Annotated in this window: 15 protein-coding genes, 1 tRNA gene and 1 pseudogene; 7 read left to right on the forward strand and 10 right to left on the reverse strand. The window is 70.1% G+C overall.

The features are described 5' to 3' along the window. Positions 1-60 precede the first annotated feature (60 nt). Both E4P42_RS07245 and E4P42_RS07250 read left to right on the forward strand, forming a co-directional pair. Complete coding sequence (locus E4P42_RS07245; RefSeq protein WP_135124537.1) at positions 61-456, forward strand: globin; 396 nt, start codon at positions 61-63, stop codon at positions 454-456. 24 nt (positions 457-480) lie between these two features. Further along, a complete protein-coding gene (locus E4P42_RS07250) occupies positions 481-2043 on the forward strand; it encodes a glycoside hydrolase family 13 protein (protein ID WP_135124539.1) in 1563 nt (520 codons plus the stop codon). On the opposite strand, the gene E4P42_RS07255 is transcribed toward E4P42_RS07250, so the two are convergent. The 9 genes from E4P42_RS07255 to E4P42_RS07295 all read right to left on the reverse strand — a co-directional run bounded on the left by E4P42_RS07255 (position 2044) and on the right by E4P42_RS07295 (position 17784). Beyond that, positions 2044-2703 carry a hypothetical protein gene (locus tag E4P42_RS07255; protein ID WP_135124541.1) on the reverse strand — a complete coding sequence of 220 codons (660 nt, stop codon included), beginning with the start codon at positions 2701-2703 and terminating at the stop codon, positions 2044-2046. Continuing rightward, positions 2700-3116, reverse strand: coding sequence for a thioesterase family protein (locus tag E4P42_RS07260; RefSeq protein WP_135124543.1), 417 nt, complete (start codon positions 3114-3116; stop codon positions 2700-2702). Before E4P42_RS07260 ends, E4P42_RS07255 begins: the two co-directional genes overlap by 4 nt. After that, positions 3113-7951: an NAD-glutamate dehydrogenase gene (locus E4P42_RS07265; RefSeq protein ID WP_135124545.1), complete on the reverse strand. Its 4839-nt coding sequence runs from the start codon at positions 7949-7951 to the stop codon at positions 3113-3115. The genes E4P42_RS07260 and E4P42_RS07265 overlap by 4 nt, the downstream gene beginning before the upstream one ends. 61 nt (positions 7952-8012) lie before the next feature. After that, a complete protein-coding gene (ettA, locus tag E4P42_RS07270) occupies positions 8013-9686 on the reverse strand; it encodes an energy-dependent translational throttle protein EttA (RefSeq protein ID WP_135124547.1) in 1674 nt (557 codons plus the stop codon). A gap of 77 nt (positions 9687-9763) precedes the next feature. After that, on the reverse strand, positions 9764-10228 hold the full coding sequence (gene ssb, locus E4P42_RS07275; protein ID WP_135124549.1) for a single-stranded DNA-binding protein: 465 nt from the start codon (positions 10226-10228) through the stop codon (positions 9764-9766). Between the two features lie 145 nt (positions 10229-10373). After that, complete coding sequence (locus tag E4P42_RS07280; protein ID WP_167759390.1) at positions 10374-12371, reverse strand: cytochrome c oxidase assembly protein; 1998 nt, start codon at positions 12369-12371, stop codon at positions 10374-10376. A gap of 36 nt (positions 12372-12407) precedes the next feature. Continuing rightward, complete coding sequence (locus E4P42_RS07285; RefSeq protein ID WP_135124551.1) at positions 12408-14750, reverse strand: glycerol-3-phosphate 1-O-acyltransferase; 2343 nt, start codon at positions 14748-14750, stop codon at positions 12408-12410. Further along, complete coding sequence (locus tag E4P42_RS07290; protein WP_167759391.1) at positions 14747-16324, reverse strand: HAD-IB family hydrolase/lysophospholipid acyltransferase family protein; 1578 nt, start codon at positions 16322-16324, stop codon at positions 14747-14749. Before E4P42_RS07290 ends, E4P42_RS07285 begins: the two co-directional genes overlap by 4 nt. Further along, positions 16321-17784, reverse strand: a complete 1464-nt coding sequence (locus tag E4P42_RS07295; RefSeq protein WP_245233919.1) for a wax ester/triacylglycerol synthase family O-acyltransferase — start codon at positions 17782-17784, stop codon at positions 16321-16323. The genes E4P42_RS07290 and E4P42_RS07295 overlap by 4 nt, the downstream gene beginning before the upstream one ends. A 127-nt stretch (positions 17785-17911) precedes the next feature. Here E4P42_RS07295 and E4P42_RS07300 point away from each other — a divergent pair. Continuing rightward, a tRNA-Arg gene (locus tag E4P42_RS07300) sits at positions 17912-17984 on the forward strand. Positions 17985-18036: 52 nt separating this feature from the next. Here E4P42_RS07300 and E4P42_RS07305 read toward each other — a convergent pair. Next, positions 18037-18813: pseudogene (locus tag E4P42_RS07305) on the reverse strand (FadR/GntR family transcriptional regulator); the annotation flags it as partial. Between E4P42_RS07305 and E4P42_RS07310 the strand changes: the two are divergent. From E4P42_RS07310 to E4P42_RS07325, 4 genes are read left to right on the forward strand one after another with little or no spacing between them, the layout of a single operon-like run. Then, positions 18778-19974, forward strand: a complete 1197-nt coding sequence (locus E4P42_RS07310; RefSeq protein WP_245233920.1) for an iron-containing alcohol dehydrogenase family protein — start codon at positions 18778-18780, stop codon at positions 19972-19974. The pseudogene E4P42_RS07305 and the gene E4P42_RS07310 sit on opposite strands and share 36 nt — an antisense overlap. Next, the gene (locus E4P42_RS07315; RefSeq protein ID WP_135124557.1) at positions 19974-21623 is read left to right on the forward strand and encodes an NAD(P)/FAD-dependent oxidoreductase; all 1650 of its coding nucleotides are present in this window, start codon (positions 19974-19976) and stop codon (positions 21621-21623) included. Before E4P42_RS07310 ends, E4P42_RS07315 begins: the two co-directional genes overlap by 1 nt. Then, positions 21620-23011, forward strand: coding sequence for a glutamine synthetase family protein (locus E4P42_RS07320; RefSeq protein ID WP_135124559.1), 1392 nt, complete (start codon positions 21620-21622; stop codon positions 23009-23011). The genes E4P42_RS07315 and E4P42_RS07320 overlap by 4 nt, the downstream gene beginning before the upstream one ends. Before the next feature lie 29 nt (positions 23012-23040). Continuing rightward, positions 23041-23640 (forward strand): bifunctional 2-polyprenyl-6-hydroxyphenol methylase/3-demethylubiquinol 3-O-methyltransferase UbiG, encoded by a 600-nt coding sequence (locus E4P42_RS07325; RefSeq protein ID WP_135124776.1) that lies wholly within the window; start codon positions 23041-23043, stop codon positions 23638-23640. Positions 23641-23645 lie beyond the last annotated feature (5 nt).

Raw genomic sequence — 23645 nt, forward strand, 5'->3', positions numbered from 1 at the left:
ACATCCGGTGACGACTCCCGGGCTGCCGGGGCCGCGTCCGCGACAGGCCACAATGGAACCGTGACGGTTCCAGCGCACTCGTTCTACGACGAAGTCGGCGGCCACGACACGTTCCACCGCATCGTGGCCCGGTTCTACGAGTTGGTGCGGGAGGACGAGATCCTGCGGCCGCTGTACCCCGAGGACGAGTTGGAGGCCGCCGAGGTGCGGCTGCGGATGTTCCTGGAGCAGTACTGGGGCGGCCCGCGGACATACTCCGACCAGCGCGGACACCCCCGCCTGCGGATGCGGCACGCGCCGTTTCGCATCGGCTATCTCGAGCGCGACGCCTGGCTGCGCTGCATGCACACCGCGGTCGCCGAGATCGACTCGCAGACCCTCGACGACGAGCACCGCCGGGAACTGATCGCCTATCTGGAGATGGCCGCGCAGTCGATGGTCAACTCGCCGTTCTGAGCCCAGACGGCCACAATGGGCGCAATGACAGAGCCGTGGTGGTCCCGCGCCGTCTTCTATCAGGTGTACCCGCGCTCGTTCCGGGACAGCGACGGCGACGGCGTCGGTGACCTCGACGGGGTCACCGCGGGGCTCGACTATCTGGCGACCCTCGGGGTGGACGCGCTGTGGCTCAACCCGGTGACCGTGTCCCCGATGGCCGACCACGGCTACGACGTCGCCGACCCCCGCGACATCGACCCGATGTTCGGCGGGATCGAGGCGTTGGACCGGCTGATCGCGGCCGCCCACGACCGCGGCATCCGCATCACCATGGACCTGGTGCCCAACCACACCAGCTCCCAGCACCCGTGGTTCCGGGCGGCGCTGGCCGCGGGCCCGGGCAGCGCCGAACGGGAGCGCTACCTGTTCCGCGACGGCGAAGGACCCGACGGCAGCCGCCCACCCAACAACTGGGTGTCGGTGTTCGGCGGGCCGGCGTGGACGCGGACCGTCGACCGCGACGGGCGGCCGGGTCAGTGGTACCTGCATCTGTTCGACCCGGAGCAACCAGACCTGAACTGGGCCAACGCCGAGGTGTTCGCCGACCTGGAGAAGACGCTGCGGTTCTGGCTGGACCGCGGGGTCGACGGGTTCCGCATCGACGTCGCGCACGGCATGGCCAAACCGCCGGACCTGCCCGATATGGAGATCGCCGAGAACAAGCTGCTGGCCGACATGGGCACCGACCCCCGGTTCGACCATGCCGACGTCCACGACATCCACCGCCACATCCGCTCGGTGCTCAACGACTACCCGGGCGCCGTCGCGGTCGGCGAGGTGTGGGTGTACGACAACGAGGCCTTCGCCGCCTACCTGCGGCCCGACGAGCTGCACCTGGGCTTCAACTTCCGGCTGGTGCGCGCGGAGTTCGACGCCGAGGAGATCGGCGACTCGATCGAGAACTCGCTGGCCGCGGTCGCCCTGGAGAGCGCGACCCCGACCTGGACGCTGTCCAACCACGACGTCGAGCGGGAGGTGTCACGCTACGGCGACGGCACGCTCGGGCTGGCCCGGGCCCGCGCGATGGCGCTGGTGATGCTCGCGCTGCCGGGGGTGGTGTTCGTCTACAACGGCGAGGAACTCGGGCTGCCCAACGTCGACCTGCCCGACGAGGTGCTGCAGGACCCGGTGTGGGAACGCTCCGAGCGCACCGAACGCGGCCGCGACGGCTGCCGGGTGCCGATGCCGTGGAGCGGCGACGCTCCCCCGTTCGGGTTCTCCACCACCGCTGACACCTGGTTGCCGATGCCGGCGGAGTGGGCGGCGCTGACCGTCGAACGCCAGCTGGCCGACCCCGATTCGACGCTGCACTTCTTTCACGCGGCGCTGCGCTTGCGGCGCGAACGCCCCGAGTTCGCCGGGCAGGCGCTGCCCGACCTGACCGCCCGCGACGGTGTGCTGCGCTTCCGCACCGAAGGGGGGCTGACCTGTGTGCTCAATGCCTCGCCGCGCGCGGTGCCGCTGCCGGCCGGCGAGGTGCTGTTCACCAGTGCCGAGCCGATGGCGGGCGCGCTGCCGCCGAACGCCGCGGCCTGGTTGGTCTGATCAGCGCAGCACGACGGCCGGGTCGCCCCGGCGCCGCACCACCGACCCGAACCGGGCGTCGATGCGCAACCAGTTCGGCAGCGTGCGCACCCGCACGATCTCGTCGGCAGGCAGCGCGTCGCCGTGCTGCGGCAGGAAACCCATTGCGGTGAGCGCGAAGACGCATCGCATCGGCACCCCGACGCTGTCGTCGCCCGCGGTCACCGCGACGACGTCCTGGTCGAGCAGCGACGCCGGCGGCCCGTGCGCGCTGCTGTGCTCGCGGGCCAGCGCGCTACCGCGCTGGGCCAGGTCGAGCATCACGCGCGCGGGCACGTCGTCGAGGTGGGTGAATCCGGCGTCGGGCGGCAGCGCGCCCCGCCAGGCCGAGTCCATCGGGAACCCGGTGTCGACGAAGCCGGTGTCGTCCATCGCCGCCAGACCGCGCGCCAGCGCGTCGGCGCCCGCGCACAGGTCGGCCGGCCGCAGCGTTCCTCCGACGACACGGCTGGCCAGTACGTCGAAACCCGTGGCGACCCAGGCGACCACGGCGCCGTCGGCGCGTTCCCGCAGCCGCACCACCGCCGCGTCGTCGAGGCGCAACGCCCGCTCGGTGAACGTCGCGAGGTCGTCACGCTGCCCGGCGTCGGCCAGCCAGATCCCCCGCTCGGCGGCCGTCATCGCAGGAAGCGCTGCAGGTAGTCGCGCTGCTCGGGGGTCAACCGCACCAGCCGCTGTTCGTCGATGTGCACCGCGGCCAGCTGGGTCTCGGCGATCACCGACGGCTTGGAGTCGGCCGGGGCGCCCACCGAACGCACCTCGTAGCCGATGGTGAAGTCCACGGCGCGCACCCGCTTGGACCACATCGTCACCTGCAGCGGCGAGTCGATCAGCCGCAGCTGTCCCTTGTAGGAGATGTTCACCTCGGCGATCAGCAGCCCGACGGTGGTGATGTCCGCCTCGAAAGGCTCACGCAGGAACGGGATCCGGGCCTCTTCGAGGATGGTCACCATCGTCGCGTGGTTGATGTGCTGGTACATGTCGATGTCGGACCATCGCACGTGCACCGGCGCCACGAATCCTGCGGTCGTCACCCGGAAGACCCCGTTCCACTCGTTCTCGTCATGCTGCGGATCTGGCGCGCCGCCACCGACAGTGTCGCCAGGTCCCGGTCATCGTCCTCGTAGATCTCGGTGAGCGTGCGCCGCGCCCGCGCCACCCGGGAGCCGTTGGTCATCTCCCACTCGGCGATCTTCTCCTCACCGGTCTCACCGGGTTCGCCCACCGCCAGCACGTCGAAGCACAGCGACCGCACCGAGCCGTAGATGTCGTCGCGAATCGCCAGGCGCGCCAGCGAATGCCAGCGATCGCCGCGCGGCAGCTGCGACACCGCGGTGAGCAGGCTGTCGGTGTTGAGGTGGTCCATCAGCGCGAAGTAGGCGTCGGCCACCTCCGCCGGGTCACGGTCGTCGATGTCGGCGATGTCGATGATGTCGAGCAGGCTGAACTGGTACAGCCCCGTCGCCACCGTGTACGCCAGCTCACGCGACGCGCCCTGCGCGGCGAATTCGCCGGCCTCCTTCTCCACGATCGCCTCGTCGTCGCCGCGCAGCCACTCCGACATGCGCGGGGTGAGCGCCGCGACCTTGTCGGCGAACCGGTTGATCTCGGCGCCGACGGCCAGCGGTTGCGGCCGGTAGTTGAGCAGCCAGCGGCTGGCCCGGTCGATGAGCCGGCGCAAATCCAGGGTCATGCGGTCACTCACCGACACCGGGATGTCGGCTGCGCGGATCTGCCGCCACACGTCCCCGACGCGGAAGATCTCGTTGACCGCGACGAAGCTGCGCACCGCGTCGACCGGGCCGACCCCCACGTCCTCGGTGACCCGGTAGGCGTAGGTGATGCCGCTGGTGTCGACGAGGTCGTTGACCAGCATCGTGGTGACGATCTCCCGGCGCAGCTGGTGGCTGCGGGTGTCGGCGGCGAACCGGTCGCGCAGCGTGGACGGGAAGTAGCGCGGCAGCCGGGAGGCGAAGGCGTCCTGGTCGGGCAGGTCGCTGCCGAGCAGATCGGCCTTCATCGCCAACTTCACGTGCGCCATCAGCGTGGCCAGCTCCGGGGAGGTCAGCCCGATGCCGGCTTCGGTGCGGCGGCGGATCTCCTTCTCCGACGGCAACGCCTCGAGCTCACGGTTCATCCCGCGCTGCTTGACGAAGTCGTTGATCATTCGCGCGTGCACGTTGAGCAGGCTGGCCGCGTTGGCGCGGCTGGTGCCCATCAGGTCGTTCTGGTCGCGGTTGTCGGCCAGCACCAGCTCGCCGACTTCGTCGGTCATCGACAGCAGCAGGTCGGTGCGCTCCTCGGCGCTGACCTTGCCGGCGGTGACCAGCTGGTCGATCAGGATCTTGATGTTGACCTCGTGGTCGGAGCAGTCCACGCCCGCGGAGTTGTCCAGCGCGTCGGTGTTGATCCGCCCCCCGGCCAGATCGAATTCGATGCGGCCCAGCGAGGTGACGCCGAGGTTGCCGCCCTCGCCGATCACCTTGGCGCGCACCTGGTTGCCGTTGACCCGGATCGGGTCGTTGGCACGGTCGCCCACGTCGGCGTCGGATTCGGTCTCGGCCTTCACATAGGTGCCGATGCCGCCGTTCCACAACAGGTCGACCGGTGCCCGCAGGATCGCCTTCATCAGCGCGGGCGGCGTCATCTCCTCGACGCTGCTGTCGAGGCCGAGGACGTCGCGCACCTGCGGGCTGATCGGGATCGACTTGTGCTGGCGGCTGTACACCCCGCCGCCCTCGCTGATCAGCGACTCGTCGTAGTCCTCCCACGACGAGCGGGGCAGTTCGAAGAGCCGGCGCCGCTCACGGAAGGACGTCGCGGCGTCGGGATTCGGGTCGAGGAAGAGGTGACGGTGGTCGAAGGCGGCGACCAGCCGGATGTGTTCGGACAGCAGCATGCCGTTGCCGAACACGTCACCGCTCATGTCGCCGATGCCGACGACCGTGAAGTCCTCGGTCTGGGTGTCGACGCCCATCTCGCGGAAGTGGCGTTTCACCGACTCCCAGGCGCCTTTGGCGGTGATGCCCATCGCCTTGTGGTCGTAGCCCACCGATCCGCCCGAGGCGAACGCGTCACCCAGCCAGAAGCCGTAGGACTGCGCGACCTCGTTGGCGATGTCGGAGAATGTGGCGGTGCCCTTGTCGGCGGCGACCACCAGGTAGGCGTCGTCGCCGTCGCGGCGCACCACTTCCGGCGGCGGGGTGACGTCACCGGTGGCTTTGTCGACGTTGTCGGTGACGTCGAGCAGACCGCTGATGAACAGCTTGTAGCAGGCGACGCCCTCGTTGCGCTGCGCGTCGCGGTCGGCGGCGGCGTCGCCGGTCGGCACCGGCGGTTCCTTGACCACGAATCCGCCCTTGGCGCCCACCGGGACGATCACCGCGTTCTTCACCGCCTGCGCCTTGACCAGGCCGAGGATCTCGGTGCGGAAGTCCTCCCGACGGTCCGACCAGCGCAGCCCGCCGCGCGCGACGTACCCGAACCGCAGGTGCACCCCCTCGACACGCGGCGAGTAGACGAAGATCTCGAATTTCGGCCTGGGCAGCGGCAATTCATCGATCAGGCCGGGATCCAGCTTCATCGCCACCACGTTGCGGGCCCGCGCCGACTCCGGGCGGGTCACGAAGTAATTGGTGCGCAGCGTGGCCTGGATCATCGAGGCGAAGGCCCGCAGCACCCGGTCGGTGTCGAGGCTGACCAACGCGTCGATGTCGGCGGCCACCGCCGCGGCCGCGGCCTGCGCGTCGCGGTGCCCGGCGCCGTCGGTGGGGTCGAACAGCGCTTCGAACAGGTCGACCAGCGACCGCGCGGTGTGGGGGTTGCCGTTGACCACCGATTCGATGTGCGACTGGCTGTACGGGAACCCGGCCTGGCGCAGGTATTTGGCGTAGGCGCGCAGCACCACGACCTGCGACCAGGTCAGGCCGGCGCGCAAGACCAGTTCGTTGAACCGGTCGATCTCCATGCGGCCGTGCCAGATCGCGACCACGGCGTCGGCGAAACGGGCTGCGGTGTCTTCGCGTTCGGCCTCGTCGCGCGAGATCTCCGGCATGGTGCGGTGCCGTGAGATCTTGAACTGGTAGATCCACACCGGCAGACCGTCGGGTCGGGTGACGGTGAACGGGCGCTCCTCGAGCACCACCACCCCCATCGACTGCAGCATCGGCAGCAGGTGACTCAGCGAGGCCGACTGCCCGCCCAGGTACCAGGTGAGCTGGCCGCCGCGGTGGTCGCCGCCCTCGGTGAACACCAGCTTGACCGAATCGTCCTCCAGCGCCTCGACGATCGCGATGTCGCCGATGGCCTCGGCGGGAGTGACGGCCTGCTTGTAGTCCTCAGGGAACGCCGCGGCGTAGTGCTCGGCGACGTCCTGGTCGAGTTCACCGCCGGTGAGCGCACCGAGCAGGCGGTCACCCCACGTGCGGGACGCCTCGGTGAGCTGACGCTGAATGCGTTCCTCGTTGCCGCGCGAGATGTCCAGATCGCCGGGACGCGAACCCTCCGGCAGTCGGACCGTGAAATGCACGACCGCCCAGGGGGATTCACTGACCCGGGCGGAATAGTCGATGCCCACCCCGCCCAGCTCGCGGACCAGGATGTCCTGCATCGCCAGCCGCACCGCGGTGGTGTACCGGTCACGCGGCAGGTAGACCAGGCAGGACACGAACTGGGCGAGGCTGTCCGCCCGCAGGAACAGCAGGGCGCGGCGCCGTGACCCGAGGTGGATCACCGCCATCGCCATCTCGAGCAGCTCTTCGGCGCCCAGCGCGAACAGTTCCGGCCGCGGGATGGTCTGGATGATGTCGAGCAGCAGTTGCCCGGGGTGGCTGGGTTCGCGCTGCGCCATCGCCAGCGCCTCGTTGACGCGCCGCGAGATCAGCGGAATGGCCAGCACATTCGCGTTCATCGCGGCCACGGTGAACAGGCCGACGAAGCGGTGTTCGACAGCGTCGTGGGATCCGGAAGTCTGCTCCCGGATCACCACCACGTACGGATTGGCGCCGTAGCGAACGAAACTCGGGATGGTAGCCTGCGCCAGGGTGAGCAGATCGCCGTCGCGGGTCAGCGGGGGCAGTGCGTCGTCCTCGCGCAGCCGCAACACCCCCAGCCGGCTGTCGGGGTCGACCGTCGACTCGGCGTCGGTCACCGGGCAGCGCTGGCAGCCGAGCAGCACGAAGTGGCCGTCGGCCAGCCAGCGCAGCAGCGCGGCGACGTCCTTGCGGTCGGATGCGCTGTAGCGGCCACCGCTGTCGGCCTCCACGTCGTTGGCCAGCTCCTGCACCCGGGCGACCATCGCGCTGCCATCCAGCCCCACCTGTCGGGCGTCGGCCAGAATCCGCGGCATGAGCCGGGTGGCCTCGGCCACCGCGGACCGGTCCGCGGTGTCGGACAGCTCGATGTGGATCCACGTCTCGTCGACGCCGTCCCCGCCGTCCTCGGCGGGCCGCACCTCGAGCAGCTCACCGGAGCCGTCCCGATGCGCCCGCAGCACCGGGCTCATGATCGCGCGGTAGGTCACCCCGAGCCGGTGCAGCAGCACGGTCACCGAGTCGATGATCATCGCCGCCTGCTCGGTCACCACCTGGATGGCCGGACCCACCGCATCGTCGGCCCCGTACGTCGCGACCAGCGTCTCGCCCGCATCGCGGGACTGCGCCAACCGACGGTGAGCCGCCATCAGGTCCTCGGACACCACCTCGCCCGCGGCGGACACGTCCGCCTGGCCGGTGACCGCGGTGTCAGCAGCCGGCGCATCCCCGTGCGGGCCGCGGTAGGTCGCCGCGTACGCGCGACGCAGAGCGTCGATGTCGTTGGGCTCCAACGTCGCCGGTTCACGCCTGCCGTCGGCGGCGCCGGTTCCCGTCATGCGGATCACTCCTGACTCACACCCGCGCACCGGCCGTCGTTGGCGGCACGCAGGTCCGACATTAGTCGCGCGTGAGCCTGCGGTGGGTCACCCGGTGCGGCCGGGCCGCCTCGGCGCCCATCCGCTCGACCTTGTTCTCCTCGTAGGCGCCGAAGTTGCCCTCGAACCAGAACCACTGGGCCTCGTTGTCGTCGTCGCCCTCCCACGCCAGGATGTGCGTGCAGGTGCGGTCGAGGAACCAGCGGTCGTGGGAGATCACCACGGCACAGCCCGGGAACTGCTCGAGCGCGTTCTCCAGCGACGACAGGGTCTCGACATCGAGGTCGTTGGTCGGTTCGTCGAGCAGGATCAGGTTGCCGCCCTCTTTGAGCGTCAGCGCCAGGTTGAGCCGGTTGCGCTCACCGCCGGACAGTACGCCCGCCGGCTTCTGCTGATCCGGGCCCTTGAAGCCGAAGGCCGAGACGTACGCCCGCGACGGGATCTCGTTCTGCCCGACCTCGATGTAGTCCAGCCCGCCGGAGACGACCTCCCAGACGTTCTTCTTCGGGTCGATCCCGGCCCGGTTCTGGTCGACGTAGCTGAGCTTGACCGTCTCGCCGACCTTGACGGTGCCGCTGTCGGGCTGCTCGAGGCCGACGATGGTCTTGAACAGCGTGGTCTTTCCGACACCGTTCGGCCCGATCACGCCGACGATGCCGTTGCGGGGCAGCGTGAACGACAGATCCTTGATCAACGTGCGGCCCTCGAAGCCCTTGTCGAGGTGCTCGACCTCGACGACGACGTTGCCCAGCCGCGGCGGCGTCGGAATCTGGATCTCCTCGAAGTCGAGCTTGCGGCTCTTCTCCGCCTCGGCGACCATCTCCTCGTAGCGGCCCAGCCGCGCCTTGTTCTTGGCCTGCCGTGCCTTGGCGCCGGACCGCACCCACGCCAGTTCCTCCTGCAGACGCTTCTGCAGTTTGGCGTCCTTGCGGCCCTGCACGGCCACGCGCTCGGCCTTCTTCTCCAGATAGGTCGAGTAGTTGCCCTCATACGGATAGGCGCGGCCGCGGTCGAGTTCGAGGATCCACTCGGCGACGTTGTCCAGGAAGTACCGGTCGTGGGTGACCGCGAGGATGGCGCCCTGGTACGACGCGAGGTGCTGTTCGAGCCAGAGCACGCTCTCGGCGTCGAGGTGGTTGGTGGGCTCGTCGAGCAGCAGCAGGTCGGGCTTGCTCAGCAGCAGCTTGCACAGCGCGACGCGGCGGCGCTCACCACCGGACAGGTGGGTGACCGGCTCGTCGGGCGGCGGGCAGCGCAGCGCGTCCATCGCCTGTTCGAGCTGGCTGTCGATGTCCCAGGCGTCGGCGGCGTCGAGCTCCTCCTGCAGCCGGCCCATCTCCTCCATCAGCTCGTCGGAGTAGTCGGTGGCCATCAGCTCGGCCACCTCGTTGTACCGGTTGAGCTTGGCCTTGACCGCGACGCCGTCCTCGACGTTTTCGCGGACGGTCTTCGTCTCGTCGAGCACCGGCTCCTGCATGAGGATGCCGACGCTCGCGCCGGGCGCCAGGAACGCGTCACCGTTGTTGGGAGTGTCGAGGCCGGCCATGATCCGCAAGACGCTCGACTTACCCGCCCCGTTGGGGCCGACGACGCCGATCTTGGCTCCCGGAAGGAAATTCAGGTTGACGTCGTCAAGGATGACCTTGTCGCCGTGCGCCTTGCGGACCTTGCGCATCGTGTAGATGAATTCGGCCATAGCCTTCGATGTTGCCTTTCTCAAAGCGGGTTCAGCAGTGTTGCCGCGGGCCCCATCCTAGGCGTGGCCGGATGGGGTCAAGCGGTCAGTGGCAGTGCCTCGGTCTCATCGGCGCCCTCAGGGGTGCCCGGATCGTCGGCGTCGCCGGTGGCCCCGGTCTCGGCGTCGAGTCCCGGCTGCTCGGCCTGCTGGCGACGATCCAGGCGGGCGTTGCACCGGGCCAGGTCGGGGCCGACCGCGGTGGCACGTACCTCGACCGACGCGCGGCGGTTGCCGTCGCGGTCGTCGTACTCGCTGGTGTGGATGTGGCCGACGACGATGACGGGATCGCCCTTGACGAGCGCGGCGCTCGTGCCGGCGACGACCCGCCCCCAGCAGACCACCGTGACGAACAACGAATTGCCCGCCTCCCATGTTCCATCACCGGTGCGGCGCCGCGAGTTGCTCGCGACCCGGAACCGCACCATCTCCTGTTCGCCGACCCGGCGGTGGACCGGGTCGGTGACGATGGTGCCGACGATCGTGAACGGCGTTTCGAACATGGCATTTCCTCTCGCGCTTCTCGGTTGCGACGCGCCGAGGTGGCGCCGCTGCCACCCATTCACCCCATCGGCACCAACGGGCGAGCCCGCTGGAGACCCGGCGATGGGACCGCCTGGGGATCAATGCGGCGCTGGGGACAACCGGTCAGCGAGCGTCGCGGCGGGCCATCTCGGCCAGCATCGCGTTGTACGCCGCCAGGTCCGCGTCGTCGTCGCGGTCGGCGGCCCGGTCGAGCCGTTTGGCGGTGCGGGCATCGCTGCGGCGCCACTGGATGAACAGCGCGAACAACACGAACACCAGCGGGATCTCCCCCGCCGCCCACGCGATGCCGCCCCCGAGCTTCTGATCGGCCAGCAGGTCGGTGTGCCAGCTCAGCTGCAGCGACCGGTAGAACGACTCGCCCAGCACCGTCTGCATGCCCATGAGCACCACACCGAAGAAGGCGTGCAGCGGCAGCGACGCGAATACGATCGCCAGCTTGGCCAGCGGCTGCAGCGGCCGCGGCGTCGGGTCGATGCCGATCACCACCCAGTAGAAGAGGTAACCGCTGAGCAGGAAGTGGAGGTTCATCGCGACGTGCGCGGGGTGGGTGTTGACCGCCGCGTCGAAGATGCCGCCCAGGTACAGACCGTAGAAGCCGCCGACGAACAGCACGAGCGCCACCAGCGGGTGGGTGAGGAAGCGCGACACCCGCGAGTGCAGCGCGGCCAACAGCCACTCCCGCGGGCCCGGCGGCTGTCCGCGGCCGGCCACCGGCAGCGCGCGCAGCGCCAGCGTCACCGGCGCGCCGAGCACCAGCAGGATCGGCACCAGCATCGACAGCAGCATGTGGGCGATCATGTGGACGCTGAACATCGCGGGCATGTAGCGACCCAGCCCTGAGGACGTGGTGAGCAGCAGCAGCGCGCAGCCCGCCAGCCACGCCAGCGTCCGGCCGAGCGGCCACGCGTCACCGCGTCGCCGCAGCCGCTGCAGGCCGGCCAGGTACACCAGCGCCAGCACGATCGCCGCGGTGCCCAGGATCAGGTCGAACCGCCAGTCGAACAGGATCCGGGCGACCGTCGGCGGTCCGGCGAGGTCATAGCCGATCTCCACCGCGACCGGGGTGGGCTCGAAGGGCAGCGGGGGTGGCGGGGTGCGGCCGAGCCCGACCGCGATGCCGAACGTCACCCCGAACAGCACCGCCTCGGTGAGCGCCAGCCGCACCAGCGCGCCGCGGGCGGCCGGATCGCCCTGCAGGGCCGCGACGCCCTTGCGGCGCTGCAGGTAGCCGGCCACGCCCAGCAGCGTCAGCGCCAGGATCTTGCCGAGCAGCAGCCAGCCGTACTCGGTGCGCACCAGATCGGCCGGTGAGATCCGCACCAGCGCGTTGATCACCCCGCTGAACGCCATCGCCACGAAACACCACAGGGCGATCGCCGAGAACCGGCGGGCGGCCAGATCAGCGTGCTCGCCGCCCCGCAACGCGTGCACCAGCAGCGCCAGCAGGCCGCCGGCCCACAGCGCCCCGGCGATCAGGTGGATGATCAGGCTGTTGGTCGCCAGGTCATGCGAGCCGCCCGAACTCGAGTGCCCGGTCAGCGCGAGCGGCATCAGGGTCAGCAGCGAGCCGGCGAACAGCACCGGCGTCCACGCCCAGCGCAGCACCGGCAGGCTGGTCAGCGTGACGACCGCCGCCACAAACGCCGTCCAGCGCCAGGCGCCCGCGATGTCGACCAGGCCGGCCACCGACCAGATCTCCGCCGGGTTGAGGTGGTCGCGCAGGGGCTGTCCGGACACGTCGGACACCGTCAACGGCACCAACAGCGCCGCGCACACCGTCCACACGCCCGACGCCGCCGCACCCAACCGCACCGCGCGGTAACCCGCGGCGTCGAGAACGCCGCTGGTCTGCGGCGGGACCAGGAAGGCGGCGAACAGGAAGGCGCCGACCGCGGTCACCGCGGCGATCTCCCCCGCGGCCCGCAGGAAGGGCAGCCCGTAGGTGGTGACCGGCCCGGGATCGGGCAGCCCGGTCGCGCTGAGCGCGTCGGCCAGCGACAGCGCGCCGATGCCGGCCGCGGTCAGACCGGCCAGCACGGCGACACCGACGAGCACGGGCCACACCGCGCTGCCGCGCACCTTCGTGGCCATCGTCGTCATGTGCCCAGGGTATGGCGTGTGCGGCAGTGCTCTGGCTCACCCCGTGGGTAGTCCGCGCCGCCCGGCCTCCCTGGCGAAGAACTGATCGCGCGAGTAGCGCTCCACGGTTTCCATGTCGGCGAGGATGGCGCGCAGTTCGGCGACGAACGCCGACCGGCGCTCGGCCAGGTCCGCGGCCGGGGTGAGCAGCCCCTGGTCGGCCACGACCTGCCGGGCCGTGGCGAACAGCAGCGCGGACACCGACTCGTTGCTGCGCACCCGGCCCTGCGCGACGTACTGGTTGCCCAGACCCAGCGCCCGCTGCGTGAGCTCCTTCTCCCCCACCTCGGCGGGCGCGTCGCGCAGTACGTCGGCGACGATCTGATAGGCCTCGAAGAACGGCCGCAGCATCGCGCCGGCGATCAAGGGCTGTTTGACCCGCAGCAGCTCGTCGACCGGCTCACCGCCGGCGGCGACGTCGTCCTGCCAGCCCGCGTGCCAGGACATCTCCTCGGCGACGTGGTCGCGGAACGCCGCCGAGTCGGCGAAGTAGAAGTCGAACTTCAGCAGATCCCGAAGCCGCATCACCTGCGCCCAGAACGCGTCGAGCCGATCGGTGGACGCGCGCCGGGCGTGCGCGAGCGCCAGCTCCACCAGAGAGGTCTCCAGGAACGCGTCGATCAGCGTGTTGCGGTAGAACGCGGCCTCGTGTTCGTCCTCGGCCGCGATCCGCCACACCGGCTCGCGGCCGCCGTCGACGCAGGTGACCGGGTGCCGGTTGGACAGCGCATCCAGCGCGGCGCGCACCCCGTCGGGCGTGCGCAGCCGCAGGGCGCTGTTGGTCATCGGGGTCTGCTTGCGTTCGAGGTAGTCCAGCGACGGCTGCAGCGTGTGATGGATCTGCCCGAGGGTGAGCGCGACACCGCGGGTGGTCAGCAGCAGCGCCGACACCAGCGCCGTCGCGTTGACCGGGGTGGCGCGCAGGATCCGCCACGACACCTCGAACGCCATCTTCTGCAGCGCGAGGCGCTTCGCGGCGTCGTCGGAGGCCATCGGCCCGTGCGGCACGCCGAGGTACTCCCGCATCGACACCGCCTCGGGAAACCGCACGTAGATCTTGCCGAAGTTGCGTTCGCCCTGCGCCTTGATGAAGTTGTACATCCACGACAGGCTCTCGGGGGTCTTCTCGCCGCCGCGGGCGTAGGCCGCATACTCGGCGGTCTCGTGCAGCTGGTCGAAGCTGATCGACACCGGTTGCAGGAGGATGTCCTCGCTGCGGCCGTCGAGGTAGGCGTCGGCGACGTAGGCCAGCAGTCCGAGTTTCGGCGGCAGCATCTTGCCGGTGCGGGACCGGGTGCCCTCGATCGACCAGCTCAGGTTGAACCGCTTCTCGACGATGTAGCCGACGAACTGCCGCAGCACGTACTTGTAGACCGGATCGTCGAGCTTGCGCCGCAGGAAGATCACCCCGGAGTGGCGCATCAGCGGACCCATGAACCCGAACGACAGGTTGATCCCGGCGAATGTGTGCACCGGCGGTAACCGGTTCTCCTGCATGGCCACCGGCACGATCACCCCGTCGAGGTAGGAGCGGTGGGAGAACAGCAGGACGGCCGGATGGTTCTCGAGGTTGCGGCGCATCGACTCGACCTCGGCGCGGTCGTAGTCGATGTTCGGGTCGAAGCCCCGGCTGAAGATGGCCCGGCCCAGCGACGGGATGAGGTCGACCGAGAACCGGCTCCACCCGGTCGAGAGCTCGTCGAGCATCTCCCCGGCCTGCTCCACGGTGGCGCCCGGGATGCGCTCCAGGCCCTCGCGGAAACGGGCGGATGCCAGCAGTTCCGGTTTGATCAGCCGCGGCGATTTGTACTCCGGTCCCAGCAGCCGCAATTCGACGCGCTCGATCGCGAGGATGGCGCGGCGGATGACGAAACGGGCGAACTCCCGGTCATTCTCGGCGACGGTGGTGTCCGACCACTGCTGGCGCAGCTCGGAGATCTTGGCCGGCTCCCCGGCGACCACGCGGGCCCGGGAGCGGTCCCGGCGCAGGATGCGGCGCTGCAGGATCTCCGGCGGCCGGTAGGTGTCGCGCCCCGACAGCACCGCCACCACCTTCGAGCGGGTGGGTAGCCCACCGGGCACCCAGAACACCCGCACCGGCACCACGGTGCGGTCACCGTCGGCGTCGAGTTCCTCGACCAGCTGGGCCAGCACGCTCGGCGACGGATCGTCCTCGACCGGCAGCTGCAGCACGTCGACCTTGGCGCCCGGGTTGTCGCGGCGCTGCGCGTCGAGCCAGTCGTCGAGCAGCGCGACCTCGGCGGGTGAGGAGGCGGCGGCCAGCACCAGCGCATCCCCGGTGGCGGTGAAGCCGGCGTAGGAGTCGTCGGGCAGCTTCACGCGCGCCCCGCCTGCTTCTTGGCCGCCTTCTTCGCCGGCTTCCTCGGGGTGCGCTCCGGCGGCTGGTCGCGCTCGCGTTTGTACAGCGCCGGGACCGGTAACCGGTCGTGCGGCCACGCCTTGAGGGTGTCGAGGTAGATCTGGCGGACCTCGTCGATCCGCTCCGGCAGGTCCTGCAGCGTCCAGTCGTCGGTGGGGATCGGCGGGTACACCGCGACGTCGACGGTGCCGGGGTTGAAGGTGCTGGAGTCGCGGGCGGCGACCACCTCGGCGTTGCGGATGACGATCGGCACGATCGGGATGCCCGCCGACATCGCGATGCGGAACGGCCCCTTCTTGAACGGCCCGACCTCGTAGGTGTCCAGGCGGGTGCCCTCGGGTGCGATGAGGATCGAAAGGCCTTTGCGGGCGAGCTCTTCGATCTTCTGCAGGCTTTCGACGGCGGCCTTGGGATCGTCGCGGTCGATGAACGCGGCGTCCATCACCTTGCCGATGGTGCCGATCAGCGGGTCGCGTTCGAGCTCTTTCTTGCCCACCGAGGTGAAGTCGGTCTCGACGAGCCGCCCGGCGATCAACGGGTCGGCCTGGTTGCGGTGGTTGAAGATGAACACCGCCGGGCGCTGTGCGGTGAGGTTCTCCCGGCCCAGCACGTTGAGGTTGATGCCGGCGGTGGTCAGCAGCACCCGGCTCCACGTCGAGGTGAAGAAGTTCACGCCGGTACGCCGGTTGCGGGTGAGCAGGCCGACCCCGAAAGCGCTGGCCGCCACCGGGAGTATCGAGCCGACCGCGGCCACCGTGCGCAGCTGGGACACCGGGCTCGACCCGCTGCGGCTGGTGAACCGCAGCACCGGCCAGCCGCGTTTGGCCGCGACCGCGGCGAGCTTGCCCGCCGGGTTGGTGGGGCGCGGGTTGCCCACGAGGTACATCAGCGCGACGTCCTCGTCACCGTCGGCGTAGAAGTAGCTCTTCGACAGGTCGACGCCGTTGCGCGCCGCGAAAGCCTGTACCGCGTAGGCCTTTCCGGGCCCCCACAGGATGGGCTTGACGACTTCCCCGGTGATCAGGCCGTCCTCGTCGGTCTCGAATTTGTTGCTCAGCACATTCGAGATGCCGAGGTACTTCGCGACGGGCTCGACCTGCACGGTCAGCGCCGACGAACTGAGCACCACGGTGTGACCGCGGGACATGTGGGCGCGCACCAGCTCTCGCATCTCCGGGTAGATGCGGTTGCGGACGTGCTGGACGAAGAGGCGCTCCGCGAGCTCGTCGATGTCGATCAGCGAGCTCCCGCGCAGCATTCGCGCGCCCTTGCCGATGAGGTCCTCGAACTCGGACCGGCCGAGTTGGTGGTTGAGCCCGGCCTGCACCATGCCGATGAATTCGCCGACGCTCATCTGGCGGCGGCGCAGCCGGTCCTGGGTCATGATCACGCCGGTGAAGCCCGCGACCAGGGTGCCGTCCAGGTCGAAGAAGGCGCCGATCTCCGGGCCCTCCGGCGATCCGAGGATCTCCGCGACCGTGCCCGGCAGCCGGATGGTGCGCGGGTCGGGCGCCTGATCGTCGTCGGCGGTCATCGGGTCACACTCCCCTCGTCGGCGGTGAACGAGGCGGCCCCGGCCCGGCCGGACCCGCCGAGGGCCAGCACCTCGTCGAAACCGGCGAGCAGGCACCGCGCGAACAGGTCGGGCCGGGTGATCGACGCCCGGTCGTAGCGCGCGGTCACGGTGCAGTAGCCGCCGCGCGACACCAGCACCACCATCATCGCCACGCCCGGCAGCGGGCCGATCCCGTACTGTCGCAGGATCTTTGCGCCGGCCATGTAGGTGTCGCCGGCGTACACCGGCACGTTGCTGGCCTGCACGTCGGAGTTGACCACGGACCCGGCCATGGTCTCGAGCACCGAATCCGGCAGCAGGCTCAGCACCGGGGCGATGGACCCGACGAAGTCCAGCGCCCGCTCCTCCCGCTTGCGGGTCATCTGTGAGCGCACCTTGGCGATCCGCGTCTTCGGGTCGACGACGCCGATCGGCGCGGCCAGGTTCACGCCGACGAACCGGTTGCCGCCCGCCGGGTCGGCGTCCGACCGCAGGCTGACCGGCACCGCCATCGGCAAGGTGGCCACCGGCACGCCGAGCGCCTCGTGGTAGAGGCGCAGCGCACCGCAGACCCCGGCCAGATAGGCGTCGTTGATCGACCCGCCCGCCGCCTTCGCGGCCTTGTGCAGATCGCCGAACACCATGTCGATGGCCTCGCTGCGCGTCGACAGGCTCCGGCGGCGCAGCAGCGGCGACGGCTGCGCGACCGACCCGACCACCCGGGCGCTGGAGCGGGCGTAATCCACCACCCCGCCCACCGAGGACAGCGGATCGCGGATCGCGTGGCCCACGGCGTTCGCCGCGCCACCGACGACGCTGCGGACCCCACCGAGCACCGAGAACGGCAACCGGTTGATGCCCTGGCGCATCAGCTCGTTCGGCGACAGGTCCTGCGGGATGGGCAGCGGGGGCACCTCACCGGGCGGCGGGTCGCGGTCCAGGTCGTAGATGCTCGCGAACATCTCGACACCGCCGACACCGTCGGTCACCGCATGGCTCAGATGCAGCATGATCGCCGCACGGCCGCCTTCGAGCCCCTCGATCAGGGTGGCCGTCCACAGGGGCCGCGAGATGTCCATCGGCGACTGCAGATCGACCTCGGCGAGGTCGAGGACCTGGCGCAGCGTGCCTGGTTCGGGGACGCGCACCCGGCGGACGTGGAAATCGAGGTTGAAGTCGGGGTCGATCACCCACCGCGCCGCGGCGGTCGGCAGCGTCGGCATGACGACTTTCTGGCGCAGCCGCAACACCTTCCGCGACGCGTGGTCGAAGCGGGTGCGGAACCGGGTCCAGTCGGGCACGGTGTCGAGCACCTCGAGGGTCATGATGCCCGAGCGGGTGCGCGGGTTGGCCTCACCCCGGTGCAGGATCTGGTCGACGGCACTGAGCTGCTCCGGCAACCCCGCGGCATCCAGTTCCGGCACGTCGCTCGTTGCCACGCCTTTTCCTCCCATCGACGGTGACCGCTGGCACCACGCTAGTCCGCGCCGACGCGGCGGGGGCATCCTTTCGATGCCGTTGGGCGCAGGTGTCGCCGGAGCGGGGCGATACACTCGTCCGCGCGCTGCCTCCGTAGCTCAGCGGATAGAGCAGCCGCCTTCTAAGCGGTTGGTCGCAGGTTCGATCCCTGCCGGGGGCGCTGTGTGACCGAGCACGTCGAGCACCTCGCCGCGAGCTTGCTCGATGTGCGCGGCCATCGCCTCGGCCGCGGCGTCGGGATCACCGCGCCGGATCGCATCGATGACGGCGCCGTGACCGCGGCTCGACGACTCGTGGATCACGGCGAAGTCGCGGGCGTCCAGGCGGGTGAACGCCGCCGCCCGGAGGTCTTCCACGATGCCGCGCAGGGTGGCATTCCCGCTCAGCGTGGCGATCGCCAGGTGGAACGCCGAGTCCGCCCGCCGGAACGCGTGCACGTCGGCACTGGCCGCCAGCGCCTCCTGGCACGCGTCGAGGGCCTCGACGTCGGCGGGCGCGGCACGCTGGGCGGCGAGGCGGGCGGCCATCGTCTCGACCGTCACCCGGAGTTCGAAGACCTCGCGCAGGGTGTCGAGGTCGTCCTCGCCCCGATTCGGTGTCGCGGTCGAGGAGACGACCGTCCCGCCGCTGCCCCGTTTGGTGATCAGCAGGCCCTCCCCCTGCAGCACCCGCAGCGCTTCGCGCACCGTCACGCGCGAGACCCCCAGCCCGTCGGCGAGCGCCCGCTCGGCAGGCAGCCGGTCGCCGGGGACCAGCAGACCCAGCGCGATCGCCCGGCGGATCCGCGCGACGACAGCCGCATACGCCGGGGGCGCGTCGAGCGGTCGCAGCAGGAAGTCGTCGGGCACGGTGCGGAGGTTACCGAGTCGACGTCCAGGGTCTCTTGGTATGAATACATAACCATGGCGCCAGAAACCCCGGGCTGCCGTGTCCACCACGACCGACGGAGGACCGTGAGCTCGGCCGCCATCCCCACCTTCTTCAACCACCTCCCCGTGCGGATCGCCTTCGGCGACGGCACCTCGAAGTCACTGCCCGACCTCATCCGGAGCACCGGCGCCCGCCGGGTCCTCCTGCTCACCGACCAGGGCATCGAGTCGTTCAACCCCGCGGCCGCCGACACGCTCGCCGCCCTGGCCGCCTCGGGCCTGGACGTCACCCGCTTCGACAAGGCGCCCGGCGAACCGACCATCGCGATGGTCGATGCGGCGACGGCGTGCATGCGCGAGGCCGACGTCGACGCGGTCGTCGCCCTCGGCGGCGGGTCGGTCATCGACACCGCGAAGGCGGCCCGGCTGTGCCACCAGCTCGGTGTCGACTTCGCCGGTTTCCTCGAGTCCGACCGGGTGTACCCGCAACCCGTCCTCCCGCTGTTCGCGGTGCCGACGACCGCAGGCACCGGCTCCGAGGTGTCCGGCGGATCGGTCATCACCGATCCCCACGCCGGGCGGAAAGCCGGTATCGCCCATCCCCATCTGCGCGCGCAGTACGCGGTGGTGGACCCCGTGCTCACCTGGAGCATGCCGCCGGCGATGACCGCGAACACCGGAATCGACGCCTTCGCGCAGGCGATCGCCGCCGCGATCGCCAAGGTGCGTACACCCATCGGCGACGCGATCGCGCTGGAAGCAGTCCGCCTCATCGGCGACTCGCTGCTCGCGGCCTGCCGCGACGGCAGCGATGTCACCGCCCGGTCCAGCATGGCCTGCGGCGCGATGATGGCCGGGCTGGCCATGAACATCTCGGACTGCACCGCCGAACACTCCCTGGGCCAGGCCATCGGCGGCCTCACCGGTGCGCCGCACGGCCTCACCATCGCCCTGGTGCTCGCCGAGACGCTGGACCGCGAACGCCACCACGTGCCGGAACAGATGGAGCGGATCGCCGACGCCTGGGGACTGCCCGACGACGGCAGCGGCGACGGGTCGCGGCTCGTGGCCGCGGTCCGACTGCTGCTGGACCGCCTCGAGTTCCCGGTCCTGCGCGACCTCGGTGTCAGCGCCGACGATCTCGACCGGCTCACCGATCTGACCCTCGCCGACTACTTCATCACCATGTCGCCGCACCCGTGGCGCCGCGACGAGGTGCACCAGGCGTTCGCCGCGGCGCTGGCCCTCGACAGTCGGCGCCTGGCCACGGCGGTCGGGTGATGCCGGAGACCGCGCCCGCCCGCCACACCCCGGGCACGGTCGACGTGGCGATCGTCGGCGCGGGATTCTCCGGTCTCTACATGCTGTCGCGGTGCCGCAGGCTCGGGCTCACCGCGCACATCCTCGAACGCGGCGCCGACGTCGGCGGCACCTGGTACTGGAACCGCTATCCCGGTGCCCGCTGCGATATCGAAAGCATCGACTACTCGTACTCGTTCGACGAGGACCTCACCCGCGAATGGCGCTGGAGCGAACGCTACGCCGCGCAGCCCGAGATCCTCGCCTACATCGGGCACGCGGCCGATCGGTTCGGGCTCCGCGACGACATCACCTTCACCACGACCGTGCACTCGGCGGACTGGGACGACGCCGCAACGCAGTGGGTGCTGCGATGCGACACCGGCGCCACCGTGCGCGCCACCTTCTGCGTGATGGCGACCGGCAACCTGTCGGTGGCCAAACGGCCGGACTTCCCCGGGCTCGACGACTTCGGCGGGCGGTGGTACCACACCGGGCAGTGGCCGCACGAGCCGGTGGACTTCACGGGTAAGACGGTGGCCGTCGTGGGGACCGGATCGTCCGGCATCCAGGCCATTCCGCGCATCGCCGAGGCGGCCGAGCAGCTGTACGTCCTGCAGCGCACGCCCAACTACAGCATGCCGGCGCAGAACCGGCCGCTGACCGACGACGAATTCACCACCGCCATCGAGGAATTCGCCGAGAGGCGGCGGATCTGCCAGCACTCCGACGCGGGTGTGCCGCATCCGCCGCCCACCCAGAAGACCCTCGAGGCGACCGAGGAGGAGCGTCGCCGCCGGTTCGAGGAGGGCTGGCAACGCGGTGGCATCAACGCCCTGTCCGCCGGCTACACCGACTTCTTCACCGACGAGGAGGCCAACCGGATCGCCCAGGATTTCGCCCGCGCCAAGATCCGCGAGATCGTGCGCGATCCGCACACCGCCGACCTGCTGTCCCCGCAACACCACATCGGGACCAAGCGCACCTGTGTGGACACCGGCTACTTCCAGACCTACAACCGCGCCAACGTCGAGTTGATCAGCATGCGCGCCGACCGCATCGAGCGCATCACCCCCACGGGCATCCAACTGACCGGACGCCACCTCGACGTGGACATCATCGTGTTCGCGATCGGCTTCGACGCCATCACCGGCGCGCTGACCGATATCGCGATCCGCGGCGTCGGCGGTGACCTGCTCACCGACACATGGGCCGACGGCCCGCGGACGCTGCTCGGCCTGCAGACCGCCGGATTCCCGAACCTGTTCATGGTGACGGGCCCGGGCAGTCCCTCGGTGCTGAGCAACATGCTGGTCTCGATCGAGCAGCACGTGGACTGGATCGCGGACTGCCTGCAGCACCTACGACGCAACGGTGTCGATCGCATCGAGGCGACCGCCGAAGCGCAAGACCGCTGGATGGAGCACGTCGCAAACCTCGCCGCCGAAACCCTGTACCCGCAGGCCAATTCGTGGTACCTCGGTGCCAACATCCCCGGCAAGGCGCGCACCTTCATGCCCTACGTCGCCGGATGCGGCCCGTACCGCCGCGAATGCGAGGACGTGGTGGCACACGGTTACCGCGGATTCGCCCTCGGCCGGCACGCGGTGAACGGAGCCACCGGAGCATGAGCGAGCCACTGGAGTCCGCCGAGCTCGTCGAACGCCTGCAGGCCGATGGGATCACGACCGTCGTGCTGGGCGGCTGCGACACCCACGGCGTCATGCGCGGCAAGCGGATCCCGATCGGACAACTCGCCGGGGTGCTGGCACACGGGCTGCCGGTCTGCGACGTGTTCTGGGTCATGCACGTCGACGAGACCGATCTGGTCTCGCGCCCCGAGGGCCACCGCGGCTACTTCCCCACCGAACGTCAGGGCTATCCCGACATTCTCGCGGTCCCCGACATCAGCACCCTGCGAGTGGTGCCGTGGCACACCGACACCGCGCTGATGCTGTGCGACTGGGTCCTGCACGGGCACACCGGACCCGTGCCGATCTCGCCGCGCGGGGTGTTGCGCAACGTCGTCAACCGGGCCGCGCAGATGGGGTATCAGCCGCTGAGCGCGCTCGAGCTGGAGTTCTACCTGCTGCGCGAGAAGGCCGGCACACATCATCACAGGCGCTGCGCCGAACTCGTTCCGCTGCAGGAGGTCCCCAGCACCTACGGGGTGGTGATGGGTTCCCTGCAGGAGGGCATCGGACAGATCATCCGCGGGCAGATGCATGACTACGGGCTTCCGGTCGAAGCCTGCAATCCGGAGACCGGGCCCGGCCAGTTCGAGATCACACTGCGCTACGGACCCAGCCTCAAAGCGTCCGACGACGCGTTCCTGTTCAAGTCCGGTGTCAAGGAACTGGCCGCCCAGAACGACCTGCTGGCCACCTTCATGGCCAAACCCAACACCGACTGGGCCGGCAACAGCTGCCACGTGCACATGAGCCTGCGTGACGCCGACGGCCGCGCCGCGTTCTACGATGCGGCCGACCCCGAACAGCTCTCCACCACGCTGCGGCACTTCGCCGGCGGAATACTGGCCACCATGCGGGAATTCACCGCGTTGATGGCGCCGACGCCCAACTCCTACCGCCGCTTCGTGCCCTACTCCTGGGCCGGCACGACCGCCACCTGGGGTATCGACAACCGCTCGGTCGGCCTGCGCGTCATCCGGGAGGGCGAGCACGGCACACGGCTCGAACACCGCCAACCCGGCGGCGACGCCAATCCCTACCTCGCGACGGCCGCCGTCCTGGCCGGCGGACTGCACGGCCTGACGCACCGGATCGATCCCCCGGCACTCATGGACGTCGACGTGTACAGCCATCCCGGAGCCGATATGGCCACGCTCCCCCGGGATCTCGGCACGGCCCTCGATCTGCTGGCAGCCAGCGCCGCGGCGCGGGAGTGGTTCGGCGACGACTTCGTCGACCACTACGTCGCGATGAAACGGGCCGAGCTCGACGCGCAGGCACTGGCCGTCACCGACTGGGAGGTGGCGCGCTACCTCGAGCCGATGTAGGCGTGCGGCGTGGTGGCAGAGTGTCAGCCATCGACACCTACTGGAACCACAACACCGCCTATCACCCGTGGCTGCTCGGGATCGCCGCCGAGAGGCCCGGTGACGTGCTCGACGTCGGCTGCGGTGACGGGCTGCTCGCGGCCCGGCTGGCCCCGGTCTCGCGGTCGGTGACCGGCATCGATTCCGATGCTGACGCGCTGGCGCGCGCCCGCGACCGGCTCGCCGGGGCGCATACCGTCACGCTGGCCGAAGCCGACTTCCTCGTCTTCGATCCCGGCCCGCGCCGGTTCGACCTGATCACCTTCGTCGCCACGCTGCACCACATGCCGCTTCGGCCCGCGCTCGAGCGGGCGCGGGGACTGCTGACACCGACCGGGCAGCTCGCCGTCGTCGGCCTGTCGGCGAACAGGACCGTGCGGGACTGGCTGTTCTCGGCGCTGTGCCTGCCTGCCGTGCAGATCGGATCCCGGCTGCACCGCGAGACCCGCGACGTCGGGGTGCGAATCAGCGACCCGCGCGAAGGTTTCGACGAGATCCGCCGCGTCGCCGGGGAGGTGGTGCCGGGCGCGTCGGTGCGCCGCGCGCTCTACTACCGCTACCTGCTGCGGTGGCGCAACGGCGCTGACTAGGGTGA

The organism is Mycobacterium sp. PS03-16 (genome assembly GCF_004570325.1).
In the GTDB taxonomy this organism is placed as follows: Bacteria; Actinomycetota; Actinomycetes; order Mycobacteriales; family Mycobacteriaceae; genus Mycobacterium.